This window comes from Actinomadura sp. ATCC 39365 (assembly GCF_054392275.1).
The window spans coordinates 3,238,989-3,253,375 of record NZ_CP184335.1; the positions used below are offsets into that span (position 1 = coordinate 3,238,989).

Sequence of the window (14,387 nt, forward strand, 5' to 3'; positions counted from 1 at the left end):
CCGGCCGGGCACGGATCAGCCGGGCACGGGTCAGCCCAGCACGAGGTCGCGGACCGTGCGCAGCGACTGCTCGTCGCGCGGTCCCATCACCAGCAGGCTGGTGACCGGGCTCTTGTGCCACAGTTCGAGCCGTTCCCTGATCCGGCCGGGCGGGCCGACGAGCGAGATGCCGTCGGCCAGCTCGTCGGGGATCGCCCGGAACGCCTCGTCCTTGCGGCCGGCCAGGTAGAGCGCCTGGATGTGCTCGGCCGCCTCGGCGAAGCCCATGCGGCCGATGATGTCGGCGTGGAAGTTGCGCTGCTTTGCGCCCATGCCGCCAATGTAGAGCGTGAGCATCATCTTGACGCCGTCGAGGGCGGCCCTGACGTCGTCGGAGATGACGACCATCACCATGGCGGCGATCTCGAAGCCGGGGTCGCGGCCCGCCAGCGCGTCGCCGTACATCTCCTCGATCCTGCCGGGGAAGGCGAACAGCGGCAGCCAGCCCTGCGCCACCTCGGCGGCCAGGGCGACGTTCTTGGGGCCCTCCGCGCCGAGGTAGACGGGGATGTCGCGGCGCAGCGGGTGGGTGATGAGCTTGAGCGGCTTGCCCAGGCCGCCCGCCAGGGGCAGCGGGTAGTGGTCGCCGTCGCTGGTCACGGGCTCCTCGCGGCGCCACACGCGGCGCATGATCTCGACGTACTCGCGGGTCCTGGCCAGGGGCCTGGCGAACGGCTGCCCGTACCAGCCCTCGACGACCTGCGGGCCGGAGGCGCCGATGCCGAGCAGCAGCCGACCGCCCGTCAGGTGGTCGAGCGTCATCGCGGTCATCGCGGTCGTGACCGGCGGGCGGGCCGAGATCTGCGCCACCGACGTGCCCAGCTTGATCCGGCTCGTACGCGCCCCGTACCAGGCCAGCGGGGTGAACACGTCGCTGCCGTACGCCTCGGCGGTCCACACCGAGTCGTAGCCGAGGCGTTCGGCGGCGAGGACGGTCTCCGTGGCGTCGTCGGCGTCGCGCTGCCAGTAGCCGAGGTTCAGGCCGAGCTTCATACGCACCTCCGGAATAAAGTTCCATTACCGAGGCCGCAGTGTCAATGCGTGATCTGCCGGGGAGATCAGACATTGTGCTCAAGAGTCTCTGCCGTCTCTTCTGCCTGCTGCTCCTGCTGTCGCCGGCGGCCGAGCCGACGCTGGCCGTGAGTGCCTCGCGGCCGAACATCGTGTTCGTGATGGCCGACGACCTGGAGAGCGGCACGCTGCCCTACTTCCCGGCCATCAACTCCGAGCTGGTGGCGAAGGGCACCTCCTTCAGCCGCTTCTTCGTGACGAACTCCTGGTGCTGCCCCTCGCGCACGTCGATCCTGCGCTCCCAGTACGTCCACAGCCACGGCGTTCTGACCAACACCGCCCCCGAAGGGGGGTTCGACCGCTTCCATTCCCTTGATCTGGAACGTTCCACGATCGGCACCTGGATGCAGCAGGCCGGCTACCGCACCGCGTTGATGGGCAAGTTCCTCAATCACTATCCCGGCGCCACCGCCGACGCCGCCTACGTGCCGCCCGGCTGGGACGAATGGGACGTCCCGGTCCGCAAGCTCTACGAGGAGTACGGCTACCGCCTCAACGAGAACGGCGACCTGTACGACTACGGCTGGTCGGAGGAGGACTACCTGTCCGACGTGCTGGCCGACAAGGCACGTGACTTCATCACCGGCGCCGACGAGCCGTTCTTCCTGTACCTGACGCCCATCGGCCCGCACAACCCGGCAAACCCGGCGGTCCGGCACGTCGACGACCTTCCCGAGGTCACCGCGCCGCGCACGCCGTCGTTCAACCAGGCCGACGTGAGCAAGGAGCCGCTGTGGCTGAGCTCCCTGCCCTCGCTGACGCAGGAGGACATCGACCGGGTGGACGAGCGCCACCGCAGGAGGCTGCGGTCGATGCTGGGGGTCGACGACCTGGTCCGCTCGGTCATCGAGGCGCTGCAGGCGTCCGGCAAGCTCGACAACACCTACATCATCTTCACCTCCGACAACGGCTTCCATCTCGGCACGCACCGGCTCACCCAGGGCAAGACGACGCCGTTCGAGGAGGCGATCAAGGTTCCGTTCGTGGTGCGCGGGCCGGGGATCCGGCCGGGGGCCACGATCGGACAGCTCGGCGCGACCGTCGACATCGCGCCGACGATCGCCGAGCTGGGCGGGGCCGCCGTGCCGTCGTTCAGCGAGGGGCGCTCGCTGGTGCCGCTGCTGCGCGGCAGCCCGCCCGCCCAGTGGCGCAAGAACGTGCTGGTCGAGTTCAACAGGCCGGTCAACCGGTCGTCGGCGGCCCAGACCCCGGTGCCCTCCTACCAGGCGCTGCGCACCGAGCGCTACACCTACGTCAGGTACGACACGGGGGAGCGGCAGCTCTACGACCTGGCCGCCGACCCGTACCAGCTCGACAACCTCGCGGCCACCGCCGACCCGGCGCTGCTGGCCGGCCTCGACGCCCGGCTCCAGGCGATGCGGGCCTGCTCGGGGGCGGGCTGCCGGGAGGCCGACGCGCGTCAGTGACCGGGGAACAGGGCGGGGTAGGCGTGCGCCAGGTGGTCGGTCACCGCCTGCTGGGCCTCCTCCGGGTCGCCCGCCGCGATGGCCGCGCGGATGCGCTCGTGGTCGGCGTGCAGCACGGACGGGTCGCCGAGGCGTTCGACCGCTTCGATGGCGTTCCTGCGCATCGCGTCCCGGAGTGAGCGCATGATGGCGGCGATGAGCCGGTTGCCCGAGGCGTCCGCGATCGCGCAGTGGAAGGCCGTGTCGTGCTCCACGAACTCCTCGGCCGTGGCCGCCCGGTTCATGCCCTCGATCGCGGCGGCCAGCTCCGCGACGCCGGCCCTGGTCGCCGCCGCGTGCGCGGCCGACCAGCGTTCGATCATCAGCCGGGCGTCGACGACCTCGCGCTGCTCCAGGGTGGCCAGGCCCAGGTTGAGCCGGAGCAGGTCGGTGAGCGCCGTGTCGGGCCGCGAGGTCAGCACGGCTCCCGCGTCCGGGCCTCGTCCCACCTGCGAGGACACCACGCCCAGGGTCTCCAGGACGCGCAGCGCCTCCCGTACGGACGAGCGGCCGACGCCCAGTTGCTCGGCGAGCTGGCGTTCGCCGGGCAGCCGGTCGCCCACGGTCAGGCCGTCCTCGGCGATGCGCCGTTCGATCTGGGCGAGCACGTCCTCGAACGCCCGTGTGCGTTTCACCGATGCCTCCCCGGTGCTGGCCCGGAACAGTGTGGTTAGGTATGGTCTGACCATACAGTGGTCGGACCATTCGTTGGGAGAGTCGTGCGAGTCGCCCTGTTCATCACGTGCGTGAACGACACGCTCTTCCCGGGCACCGGCAAGGCCGTCGTGTCGCTGCTGCGCAGGCTGGGCTGCGACGTGGACTTCCCCGTCGCCCAGACGTGCTGCGGGCAGATGCACGTCAACACCGGTTACCGGGCGGAGGGCGTGCGGCTGGCCAGGAAGTTCACCGAGGTGTTCGCCGGGTACGACGCCGTCGTGGCGCCGTCCGGGTCGTGCGCGGCCATGGTGCGCGAGCAGTACCCGAAGCTGGTGCGGCCGGGCAGCAGGGGCGCGGCGGCCGTGGCCGAGGTCGTGCCCAGGGTGTACGAGCTGAGCGAGTTCCTGCTGGACGTCCTGAAAGTCGACGACGTTGGCGCATATTTCCCGCACCGGGTGACATATCACCCGACGTGCCATTCGCTGCGCGGGCTGCACCTGGGCGACCGGCCCACCCGGCTGCTGCGGAAGGTCCGAGGTCTGGAGCTCGTGCCGCTGCCCGGCGCGGAGGAGTGCTGCGGCTTCGGCGGCACGTTCGCGGTCAAGAACCCGGCGGTGTCGGCCGCCATGGGGGCCGACAAGGTGCGCGGCATCCTCGACACGGGCGCCGAGGTGATCTGCGCGGCCGACAACTCGTGCCTGATGCACATCGGCGGCACCCTGAGCCGCCAGAAGACGGGAGTCAGGACGATGCACCTGGCGGAGATCCTCGCAGCCACGGAGGAGACCCGATGAGCGCGACATTCCTCGGCATGCCTGGAAATTTCCCGAAAAATGCGGCGAAAGCCGTGGAGGACTCGCAACTGCGGTTCAACCTCCGGAAAGCCACCCACACCATTCGCGGCAAGCGCGCCGGCGTCGTCGGCGAGCTGCCCGACTGGGCCGAGCTGCGCGCGGCCGGCAAGGCCGTCAAGGATCACACGCTCCGCCACCTCGACCGCTACCTCCTCCAGCTGGAGGAGGCCGTCCGGCGGGCGGGCGGCACCGTCCACTGGGCCAGGGACGCCGACGAGGCCAACCGCATCGTCGGCGACCTGGTCGCGGCCACCGGCGAGACCGAGGTGGTCAAGGTCAAGTCGATGGCCACCCAGGAGATCGGGCTCAACGAGGCGCTGGCCCGGCGCGGCATCACCGCGTACGAGACGGACCTGGCCGAGCTGATCGTGCAGCTCGGGGACGACTTCCCCAGCCACATCCTGGTCCCCGCGATCCACCGCAACCGGTCGGAGATCCGCAAGATCTTCCTCGACCGCATGCCCGGCGTGCCCGACGGCCTCACCGACGAGCCGCCCGCCCTGGCCGAGGCCGCCCGGCTGCACCTGCGCGAACGTTTCCTCAGGAGCAAGGTCGCCGTCTCCGGCGCGAACTTCATGATCGCCGAGACCGGCACGCTGGTCGTGCTGGAGTCGGAGGGCAACGGCCGCATGTGCCTGACCCTCCCCGAGACGCTCATCAGCGTCGTCGGCATCGAGAAGCTCCTGCCGACCTGGCGGGATCTGGAGGTCTTCCTCCAGCTTCTTCCGCGCAGCTCCACAGGTGAGCGGATGAATCCGTACACCAGCACGTGGACCGGCGCCACCGAGGGCCAGGACTTCCACCTGGTGCTGCTCGACAACGGCCGCACCGACGTGCTCGCCGACGAGGTGGGCCGCCAGGCGCTGCGCTGCATCCGCTGCTCGGCCTGCCTGAACGTGTGCCCGGTCTACGAACGCGCGGGCGGCCACGCGTACGGCTCGGTCTATCCAGGGCCGATCGGGGCCATCCTCACCCCGCAGCTCAGGGGCATGTCCTCCGACCTGGACGCCTCACTGCCGTTCGCCTCCAGCCTGTGCGGGGCGTGCCTGGAGGTCTGCCCGGTGGCCATCGACATCCCCGAGGTGCTGGTGGACCTGCGGGCCAAGGCGCCGCACGCGGCGGCCGAGCGCGCGGGCATGAAGGCCGCCGGCTGGGTGCTGGCCGACCAGGCCCGGCTGGCCAGGGCGCAGCGGCTGGCCGGCCGGCTGCGCCGGCTGGTGCCCAGGCGGCGGCTGCCCGGCCCGCTGGCGGCCTGGACCGACACCCGGGACGTGCCCGACATCCCGGAAGAATCCTTCAGAGAGTGGTGGGAGCGGAACGATGGGCGCGCGTGAGGAGATCCTGGCCAAGGTCAGGAAGGCGGTCGCGGACGCGCCCGAGGTGGAGGTCGCCCGGCACTACCGGACCCGCCCGGACGTGGACGACGTGGTGGGCCTGTTCGCCGAGCGGGTGCGCGACTACCGGGCCGTCGTGCACGTGCTGCCCGACGCGGACGTGCCCGGCAAGCTGGCCGAGCTGGCCGCCGGCCGCCGCATGATCGTCCCGGACGGCTTCGCCTGGGCGGCGCCGAGCAGCCCGGAAGCCGGGGCCGACCGGCGCTGGGACACGCTCGACGCCGCCGACGGGGTGATCACCGCCTGCGCGGTGGCCGTCGCCGAGACCGGGACCATCGTCCTCGACCACGGGCCCGGCCAGGGCGCCAGGGCGCAGACGCTGGTCCCCGACCACCACGTGTGCGTGGTGCGCGCCGACCAGATCGTGGCGGGCGTGCCCGAGGCGGTGGCCAGGCTCGACCCGGCCCGTCCGCTCACCTGGATCAGCGGCCCGTCGGCGACCAGCGACATCGAGCTGAACCGGGTCGAGGGCGTGCACGGCCCCCGGACCCTCGAAGTGATCATCAGCACCTGAACGCCGGCACGTCCAGGGTCGTCAGTACCTGAGGACGGCCGCCACGTCCTGCACGTCGTCGGTGAACCACAGTTCGGCGTCGGTCATGGCGGCGGCCCGGACCACTGCCGAGTCCGCGCGCTCCTCGACGGGCTGCTCAACGCCCCAGCGCCGCAGCTCGCCCTGGTCGGTGGAGAGCTGGGTGCCGCCTTCACCGGTCCACACGGTCCGGTCGAGCTGGGCGGGCATGAGCACCGCGTGCACCCTGCCCTCGCGCAGGGCGTGCGCGACCTGGGACAGGCCCGCCGGGCCCGATGACTCGCGGTGGCGGTCGAGCAGCTCGGCGCGGCGGCGTTCGAGCCAGTCGTCCAGCGCGCGCTCGACGTCGGCCTCGAACTGGCCGTGGTCGGCGCGGCTGCCGTGCTCGACCATCATCACCCGGTCGGCGGACTTGGTGCTGAGATGTTGCAGCAGGTAGGAGCGCGACTTCGGCTCGCCGGCCACGATGATCAGCTCGGCGCCGATCCTGCGTACCTGCTCATCGATCTCGCGGGCGACGGCGACCGCGTTCTTCTCCCATGTCTCCTCGGCGCCCCGCTCGTACCGCTTCTGCGACCAGCCGCCCTGGGCGGTCTTCTGCAGCGGCCAGTCGGCCGCCGCCACGGTGGTCGTGCGCGGCGCGCCGCCGCCGAACACCGACAGCTCGGCCCCGGCGTGGTCCACGATGACCCGCAGGTGCGGCACGTTCTCGCCGCGCTGCCTCAGCATCGGCGTGACGTGCGGCAGCGGCGACACGGTCGCCAGCTCGTACGGCGCCCGCGCCAGCGGCTCGGCCAGCACCACCGCGCCGTGCGTGGCGAACAGCGCCTGGCCGGGCGCCGGCCGGTTGGCGGCCACCTCCAGGGCGTCGATGGTCGCGGGGTCGGTCCCGTCGAGCTGGTCACGCACGCTGTGCCAGTGCGTCTCCCGCTGCGGCTCGGTGAGCGCGCCCAGATAGACCGAGGCGTACGGGCCGCGCCGCTCGTACAGCGGCCTGATGAAGTCGAGACGCACAGGTCACCACCTCCGCTCTTCGATGCCGAGGCCCAGGGCCTTGGCCACGTCGGCGATGTTCACAAACCGGCGGTCGGGAAGGGATCGCACCATGTCGGCCACCTGGTCGGGGGCGTCCACGTCCTCGGCGTGCTGGACCAGGTCGTCCTTGGAGGCGGGCCAAGGGGTGTCGCTGAGCCATTTGGCCAGGTCGCTGCGGATGTCGACGCCGCGCTGGGTGATGCCCTGGGGGGTGCCGGGCTCGTGTCCCGGGGGGTACGACTGCCCTGACTCCTCGCCGGGCCCGGGCATGGACTCGGTCTCCTTCCACTCCTCGGCGTGCGTGCTGCCGCCGCCGCGGACCATGCCCTCGGTCTCGTGCTTCTGCTGATCGTCCAGGCGCGGACCGTGCTTGTCGCTCCCACGTTCCATAGTTCCCTCACTCCTCTCAAAGCGGCCCCTACCCCCGCTTTCGTGGGCAAACATCGTGAGTGTGTAGGGTGCGCACGTGTTCGATCCCGATGCGCGCATCGCCGCCGGACGGCTCGTGCTGCGGCCGTTCGACCCCCGTGACGCCGCCCGTGTGCGGTCGGTGGTGGAGACGGTGGAACCCGGCGACCGTTTCCTCCCGCCGGGCGCGCCCGTCCACGCCTCCGGCGTCGGCCAGTGGCTCGCGCACGGCGTGCACGAGCTGTATCGCTCGCAGCAGGGCCTGCACCTGGCCATGACCGAGGCCGACGACCGCATCGTGGGCGCCATCAGCCTGTTCAGGACGTCGTGGACGGCGGGCACGACCGAGGTCGGCTACGGCGTCCACCCGATGTACCGGGGCCGCGGCTACGCCACCGAGGCCGTACGCGCCCTGACCGCCTGGGTGTTCGCCACCACCGCCCTGCGCAGGGTGGACCTCACCGCGAACCTGGACAACCCGGCCTCCCTGCGCGTCGCGCTGAAAGCGGGCTTCACCTGGGAAGGCGTGCTGCGCGCCGCCGTGCTGGAGGAGGACGGCCCGCACGACCTGGTCGTCCTCGGCCTGCTGCGGGAGGACTCCGGCGAGCCCGCGCCCGCCCTGCCGAAGACCGAGCTGCGCACGCCCCGGCTGCTGCTGCGGCAGCCCGTCCCCGCCGACGTGCCCGGCCTGGCCGCCACCGGCGCCGACCCGCTCACCCAGGCCAGGACCGGCGTCCCCCGCGACTACACCGAGGAGCACGCCCGCGCGTTCGTCGACATCTGCGAACGGATGCGGATGAGGGGCGCGGGCATCGCGTTCACCGCGGAGGAGTTCACCACCACCCGTTTCGTGGCCAACGTGGACCTCAGGGACCTCGACTGGCGCAACCGTACGGCCGAGGTCGGCTACATGACCGCGCCGTGGGCCCGCGGCCGGGGCTACGCGGGCGAGGCCGTGACCGCCATCGCGCGCTGGCTGTTCGAGCGCCACGGCTTCCGCCGGCTGCAACTGCGGGCCGCGGTGTCGAACCCGGCCTCGCAACGCGTGGCGGAGAAGGCCGGCTTCGCCCGCGAGGGCGTGGCCCGCGCCGCGCTCGACGGCGAGGACCTGGTCGTCTACAGCCTGGTCCCGTCCGACCTGGCCTGAGGGCACAGCGGACTGGCCCCGCCGGCCCATGGTGAAACCCGGCGGGAACCGTCACCCTGGGGATGAGGACGGTGAGGCTGAATGATCACGGTTGTCGGCTGGGACGGGGTCGAGCTGCCGGCCGGGGCCGCGGGCAGGCTGCGTGAGGCGGAGCTCGTCGTGGGCCCCGCCGCCATTCTCGGCCGGCTCGGCGTCGACGGACGGGCCGCGAACGACGGCGACGTGCTCCAGGCCCTCGACGGCCATCTCGGGCAGGACCGGGGCCCGGCCGTCGTGGTCGCCGAGGGCGATCCCGGCTTCTTCGGCGTCGTCCGCGCACTACGGGCGCACGGCCTTCGCCCGGACGTCCTGCCGGCCACCTCGTTGATCAGCCGCGCCTTCGCCTGCGCCGGGCTCAACTGGGAGGACGCCCTCGTCGTCGCCCCCTCCGGCCCCGGCCGGCTCGCCCGCGTGGTGAACGCCTGCCGCGCCCACCCCAAGGTCGCGCTGCTCGTCGCGCCCGGCGTCGGTCCCGCCGAGATCGCCAGGGAGCTGGCGCCGACCACGCCGCGCGCCCTGATCGTCTTCGAGGACCTCGGCGGCCCCGGACAGCGCGTCACGCACAGCCGCATGGGCGAGGCCACCACCCGGCCGTGGAAGGACCCCGACGTGGTCCTCGTCATCGACCCGCTGCACCGGCCCGGACAGCCGGGCTGGGTGGCCGGCGCGCAGCCGGGCCCGGTGGAGTGGGCGCTGCCGTGGGAGAACGGGCTGCCTGCCGAGGTGCGGGCGTTCGTCCTGGCCAAGCTGGGTCCCCGTCTCGGCGACCTGGTCTGGGACGTCGGCGCGGGCGAGGGCGAGATCGCCGTCGAGTGCGCCAGGCTGGGCGCGGCCGTCGTGGCGGTCGAACGCGACCAGTCCGCCTGCGCGCGGCTGCGTGCCAACGTGCTGGCCCACGGCGTCAAGGTCGCCCTGACCAGGGGGCAGGCGCCGGCCGCGCTCGAACCGCTGCCCGACCCCGACGCCGTCTTCGTCGGCGGGGGCGGCGACGACGTGGTCGCGGCCTGCGCCGCCCGCGGCCCCCGAGCCCTGGTGTGCGCGCTCGGCACGGCCGAGCGGGCGGTCGCCGTGCTGGGGCTGCTGCGCGAGCTCGGATACCGCGGCGAGGGCACGCGGATCCAGGCGTCCACTCTGAGGCCCGGCGCGGGCGGTTCCCACCGTCTGACCGCCGCGGACCCCGTCTTCGTCGTGCACGCCAGGCCCGCGCACGCAGCGTGACCTGTCCCCCACGGGCACGTATCGGTTATCCTCGCGTGACTTTGTCTATGCACCGGAGAATCCCTCAATGAAGCCGCCGCTCCTGCTGATCGGGCAGGGCTCGAACGATGACGCCTACGCCGCGGAGTTCGGCAGGTTCGTACACCGGCTGCGCTGCCGCCTCGACCACACGGCCGTCGACGTCTCCGGCGGCTACCTGGAACGCGCCACGCCGCGCCTGAGCGACTCCGTGGCGTCCCTGATGGCGCGCGGCCACCACCGTCTCGTCGCGCTGCCGCTCAGTCTCAGCAGGGTGGGGGAGGAGTTCCCGGCCGCGATGGCGCTCGAACAGCAGCGCCACCCCACCCTCATGTACGACTACGGCCGCCCCCTCGGCCCCGACCCGCGCGTGCTGGCGCTGCTGGCCGACCGGCTCGGCGAGGCCGCCGCCGAGATGGCCAGGCCGCGCCCCCTGGAGCTGGTCGGCGCCCGGCCCCGGCTGCGCGCCGTCGACACCCCGGCCCTCGACGACGTCCCCGGCCAGGTCGAGCCGGGCGAGACGGCGGTCGTGCTGGTCGGCGAGGGCTCGACCGACGCCACCGCGAACGCCGAGATCCACCGGGTGTCGCGGCTGTTCTGGGAGACGCACGCCTACGACTACATGACGGTCGAGACCGCGTTCGTCTCGGTGACGCCGCCCGGCGTGCCCGGCGGGCTCGAACGTTGCCGCCGGCTGGGCGCCAAGCGGGTGATCGTGGTGCCGTACCTGCTGTTCGCGGGCGGTCTGCTGGAGCGCGTGTGGGCGCAGGCCCTGGCGTACGGCGCGGGCCACCCCGACCTCGACATCCGCTGCGCCGAGGTGATCGGCGACTGCGAGACGCTGGCCGACGTCGTGATCGACCGGTACGAGGAAGCGCTCCAGCTCGTTCACTAAGTGGAGGTGTCCGTGCTCGCCGAGACCCTGGCAGCCATCCGTCCCGCCGACCCCGAGGCGCTCGCCGAGGCCCGCGCCCATCAGGACCGGCTCACCAAGCCGCGCGGTGCGCTCGGAGCCCTGGAGGAGGTGGCCGTACGCCTGGCGGGCGCCTCCGGCGTCTGCCCGCCGCCCATGCCCGAGCCGGCCGCCCTGGCCATCTTCGCGGCCGACCACGGCGTGCACGCGCGCGGCGTCAGCCCGTGGCCGCAGGAGGTCACGACGCAGATGGTCGCCAACTTCCTGGCCGGCGGCGCGGTCGCCAACGCCTTCGCCGCCCAGGTGGGCGCGTCCGTGACGGTGGTCGACGTCGGCGTCGCCACCGACCTGCCCGACGCCCCCGACCTGGTCAAGCGCAAGGTCGCGTACGGCACCGCCGACCTGTCGCGCGGCCCCGCCATGAGCGTCGACCAGGCCGTCAGGGCGCTGGAGGCGGGCATCGCCGTGGCGCAGGAGCTGATCGACGGGGGCGCCCGCTGCCTGATCACCGGCGACATGGGCATCGCCAACACCACCGCCTCGGCCGCGCTGATCTCCGTGTTCACCGGCAAGGACCCGGCCGAGGTGACCGGCAGGGGCACCGGGATCGACGACGCGACCTACGACCACAAGGTGGCGGTCGTCCGCGAGGCGCTGCGGGTGAACGGCCTGCCCGGCGGCACCGGGCCGAGCGACGCCCTGCGCGCGCTGGCCGCCGTGGGCGGCTTCGAGCACGCGGCCATCGCGGGTTTCGTGCTGTGCGGCGCGGCGAACCGGGTGCCGGTGATCCTCGACGGCGTCATCGCCGGCTCGGCCGCCCTGGTCGCCGCCGCCCTCGACCCCCACGTCAGCGGTCACTGCGTGGCCGGCCACCGCTCGGCCGAGCCCGGCCACGCCGCCGCGCTCGACCACCTCGGGCTGCGCCCGCTGGTTGACCTGGAGCTGCGGCTCGGCGAGGGCACCGGCGGCCTGCTCGCGCACCCGCTGGTGTGCGCGGCCGTACGGGTGATGCACGACGTGGCGACGTTCGACTCGGCGGGGGTCACCGAAAAGCCCGTGTGATGATGGGGGACACTCGAAACAGCACGTGAGGTGAGCAGTGTCCCGGTACGGTCCCATGTTCGGCCCTGACATAACGTTCCTCGGCGTGGACCGCTGCGACGTCGCGGACCCGGCCAGCTACGCCGGAGCCGACGTGGTGATCATCGGTGCCCCCTTCGACGGGGGCACCTCCAACCGGCCGGGCGCCAGGTTCGGGCCGATGGCGCTGCGCCAGACCTGCTACCTGCCGCACAACGGGTCCCGTCCGAGCCTGGCCCTGCGCGTCGACGCCCTGCGCGACCTGCGGGTGCTCGACGCGGGCGACGTCGAGTGCTACTCCGGCGACGTCGAGGGCTCGCTGGCCGCCATCGAGGACGCGGTGCACCGGATCGCCTCCTCCGGGGCCGTCCCGGTGGTGCTCGGCGGCGACCACACCGTCGCGCTGCCGGACGCGCGGGGCACCGCCAGGGCGTACCAGCCGGGCCGCACCTCGATGATCCACTTCGACGCGCACGCCGACACCGGCGACATCGAGTTCGGCCACCTGCACGGGCACGGCCAGCCGATGCGGCGGCTCATCGAGTCCGGCGCCATCCGGGGCGACAGGTTCCTGCAGATCGGGCTGCGCGGCTACTGGCCGGAGCCCGAGACGCTCGACTGGATGGCGGCACAGCGCATGCGCTCGTACGAGATGACCGAGATCGTGACGCGCGGGCTGGAGGAGTGCCTGACGGAGTCGTTCGGGATCGCGCTCGACGAGTGCGACCAGATCTTCCTGTCCGTGGACATCGACGTCTGCGACCCCGGGCACGCCCCCGGCACCGGCACGCCCGAGCCCGGCGGCCTGTCGGCCAGGCAGCTCCTCGACGCCGTGCGCCGGATCTGCTACGAGCTGCCCGTGGCCGGGATGGAGGTGGTCGAGGTCTCGCCGCCGTACGACCACGCCGACATCACCGCGTTCCTCGGGAACCGCGTTATTCTTGAGGCACTCTCGGCCATGGCCAGACGCCGCAAAGACGCTCAGGGCGGGCCACGCTGGGACCCGTCGCAGCCTCTTCTTGACGGCCGTTGAGCCATGCGCAGCGAACGACGCACGGTGAGCCGGTAGGTTTACCTCCAAACACAACCTTCGCGAACGGGAGATTCCCCCCATGGGTCCCTACCTCCTCGGCCTGCGGCTTTCCGGCCGCCGGGTGCTCGTCGTGGGCGGCGGCCGCGTCGCGCAGCGGCGTGTCCCCGCGCTGCTCGAGGCCGGTGCGGAGGTCACCGTGGTGTCCCCGGCCGTCACACCGGCCCTCGACGACCTGATCGCGACGGGCCGGGTCACCTGGCACGCGCGGCCGTACGAGGTGGGCGACTGCGACGGCGCCTGGCTCGTGCAGGCCTGCACCGACGTCAGGTCCGTCAACGCCGCCGTCGCCGCCGAGGCCGAGGCCAAGCGGGTGTGGTGCGTGCGCGCCGACGACAGAGACGCCTCCGCCGCCTGGACCCCGGCCACCGGCCGGGTCGACGAGATCAGCGTGGCCGTCACCGCGGGCGGCGACCCGCGCCGGGCCGCGGGCATCCGCGACGCGGTCGTCGGCGCGCTGCGCGACGGCACGGTCGACGCCCGCCGCAACCGCACCAAGCCCGTCGGCGTGGCCCTGGTCGGCGGCGGCCCCGGCGACCCCGGCCTGATCACCGTGCGCGGGCGGCAGCTCCTCGCCCAGGCCGACGTCGTGGTCGCCGACCGGCTCGCGCCCCGGGCGCTGCTCGACGAGCTCGCCCCCGACGTCGAGCTGATCGACGCCGCCAAGGTGCCCTACGGCAGGTCGCTGTCCCAGGAGAAGATCAACGAGCTGCTGGTCGACCGGGCCAGGCAGGGCAAGTTCGTCGTCCGGCTCAAGGGCGGCGACCCGTTCGTGTTCGGGCGCGGCGGCGAGGAGATGATCGCCTGCGCCCGGGCCGGCATCCCCGTGCTCGTCGTCCCCGGAATCACCAGCGCCGTCGCGGTCCCGGCCGCGGCCGGGGTGCCGGTGACGCACCGCGGGGTGAGCCAGGAGTTCCATGTCATCTCCGTGCACGTCGCGCCCGACCACCCGGCCTCCACCGTCGACTGGCCCGGCCTGGCCCGATCCCAGGGCACGCTGGTGCTGATGATGGCCGTCGAGCGGCTGCCGAAAGTGGCCGAGGCGCTGCTTCGAGACGGACGTGCGCCGGAGACTCCCGTAATGGTGGTACAGGACGGTACCCTTCCGACCCAGCGGGCGGTAATCGCACCGCTTTCCACCGTGGCCGACCGCGTGTCCGCGGCTGGGATACGGCCTCCGGCGATCGTCATCGTCGGCGACGTCGTGCGGGTCGGCCAGGAGGTCGAGATGGTTCGAGCGGAGCGCTTGCCGTGAACACCGCCATGGATGACGGGCGGCACGAGTCGCTGGGGGAGCAGACGTTGAGCTTCCGCCCGGTGACGGACGACGACCTGCCCGATCCCCGTACCCCCGCGCCTCCGCCGCCCGCCGCTCCCACGGGCCCGCCGCCCGCTTCCCCCGCGGGTCCGCCGCCCGCTTCCCCCG

General features: G+C 72.8%; 14 protein-coding genes. 10 read left to right on the plus strand and 4 right to left on the minus strand.

Annotated features, from left to right (window positions below; translation table 11 throughout):
• Window positions 1–30 precede the first annotated feature (30 nt).
• Window positions 31–1,032, minus strand: coding sequence for an LLM class F420-dependent oxidoreductase (locus ACNF49_RS16170; RefSeq protein WP_357980736.1), 1,002 nt, complete (start codon window positions 1,030–1,032; stop codon window positions 31–33).
• A gap of 74 nt (window positions 1,033–1,106) precedes the next feature.
• On the opposite strand from ACNF49_RS16170, the gene ACNF49_RS16175 reads away from it, so the two are divergent.
• Window positions 1,107–2,537, plus strand: a complete 1,431-nt coding sequence (locus tag ACNF49_RS16175) for a sulfatase family protein (RefSeq protein WP_482944216.1) — start codon at window positions 1,107–1,109, stop codon at window positions 2,535–2,537.
• On the opposite strand, the gene ACNF49_RS16180 is transcribed toward ACNF49_RS16175, so the two are convergent.
• Window positions 2,531–3,211 (minus strand): FadR/GntR family transcriptional regulator, encoded by a 681-nt coding sequence (locus ACNF49_RS16180; RefSeq protein ID WP_482944217.1) that lies wholly within the window; start codon window positions 3,209–3,211, stop codon window positions 2,531–2,533. The genes ACNF49_RS16175 and ACNF49_RS16180 overlap by 7 nt on opposite strands.
• Window positions 3,212–3,295: 84 nt before the next feature.
• On the opposite strand from ACNF49_RS16180, the gene ACNF49_RS16185 reads away from it, so the two are divergent.
• From ACNF49_RS16185 to ACNF49_RS16195, 3 genes are read left to right on the plus strand one after another with little or no spacing between them, the layout of a single operon-like run.
• A complete protein-coding gene (locus ACNF49_RS16185; RefSeq protein ID WP_357980728.1) occupies window positions 3,296–4,027 on the plus strand; it encodes a (Fe-S)-binding protein in 732 nt (243 codons plus the stop codon).
• Window positions 4,024–5,421, plus strand: a complete 1,398-nt coding sequence (locus ACNF49_RS16190; protein ID WP_482944218.1) for a lactate utilization protein B — start codon at window positions 4,024–4,026, stop codon at window positions 5,419–5,421. The genes ACNF49_RS16185 and ACNF49_RS16190 overlap by 4 nt, the downstream gene beginning before the upstream one ends.
• Window positions 5,408–5,995, plus strand: a complete 588-nt coding sequence (locus ACNF49_RS16195; RefSeq protein WP_357980723.1) for a LutC/YkgG family protein — start codon at window positions 5,408–5,410, stop codon at window positions 5,993–5,995. The genes ACNF49_RS16190 and ACNF49_RS16195 overlap by 14 nt, the downstream gene beginning before the upstream one ends.
• A gap of 21 nt (window positions 5,996–6,016) precedes the next feature.
• Here ACNF49_RS16195 and ACNF49_RS16200 read toward each other — a convergent pair whose 3' ends face one another.
• Window positions 6,017–7,027, minus strand: a complete 1,011-nt coding sequence (locus ACNF49_RS16200; RefSeq protein ID WP_357980720.1) for a baeRF2 domain-containing protein — start codon at window positions 7,025–7,027, stop codon at window positions 6,017–6,019.
• Window positions 7,028–7,030: 3 nt separating this feature from the next.
• Window positions 7,031–7,438, minus strand: a complete 408-nt coding sequence (locus ACNF49_RS16205) for a DUF2795 domain-containing protein (protein ID WP_357980717.1) — start codon at window positions 7,436–7,438, stop codon at window positions 7,031–7,033.
• Between the two features lie 76 nt (window positions 7,439–7,514).
• Between ACNF49_RS16205 and ACNF49_RS16210 the strand changes: the two genes are divergently transcribed.
• From ACNF49_RS16210 to cobA, 6 genes are all read left to right on the plus strand, one after another.
• Window positions 7,515–8,603 carry a GNAT family N-acetyltransferase gene (locus tag ACNF49_RS16210; RefSeq protein ID WP_482944219.1) on the plus strand — a complete coding sequence of 363 codons (1,089 nt, stop codon included), beginning with the start codon at window positions 7,515–7,517 and terminating at the stop codon, window positions 8,601–8,603.
• 81 nt (window positions 8,604–8,684) lie between these two features.
• A complete protein-coding gene (locus ACNF49_RS16215) occupies window positions 8,685–9,860 on the plus strand; it encodes a bifunctional cobalt-precorrin-7 (C(5))-methyltransferase/cobalt-precorrin-6B (C(15))-methyltransferase (protein ID WP_482944220.1) in 1,176 nt (391 codons plus the stop codon).
• A 67-nt stretch (window positions 9,861–9,927) separates the two neighbouring features.
• A complete protein-coding gene (locus tag ACNF49_RS16220; RefSeq protein ID WP_357980709.1) occupies window positions 9,928–10,773 on the plus strand; it encodes a sirohydrochlorin chelatase in 846 nt (281 codons plus the stop codon).
• Between the two features lie 12 nt (window positions 10,774–10,785).
• On the plus strand, window positions 10,786–11,853 hold the full coding sequence (cobT, locus tag ACNF49_RS16225) for a nicotinate-nucleotide--dimethylbenzimidazole phosphoribosyltransferase (RefSeq protein WP_482944221.1): 1,068 nt from the start codon (window positions 10,786–10,788) through the stop codon (window positions 11,851–11,853).
• Window positions 11,854–11,938: 85 nt separating this feature from the next.
• Entirely contained in the window at window positions 11,939–12,904 is a 966-nt protein-coding gene (gene speB / locus ACNF49_RS16230; RefSeq protein WP_482944222.1) for an agmatinase, read from the plus strand.
• Window positions 12,905–12,983: 79 nt separating this feature from the next.
• Window positions 12,984–14,216, plus strand: a complete 1,233-nt coding sequence (gene cobA, locus ACNF49_RS16235; RefSeq protein WP_357980700.1) for a uroporphyrinogen-III C-methyltransferase — start codon at window positions 12,984–12,986, stop codon at window positions 14,214–14,216.
• Window positions 14,217–14,387 lie beyond the last annotated feature (171 nt).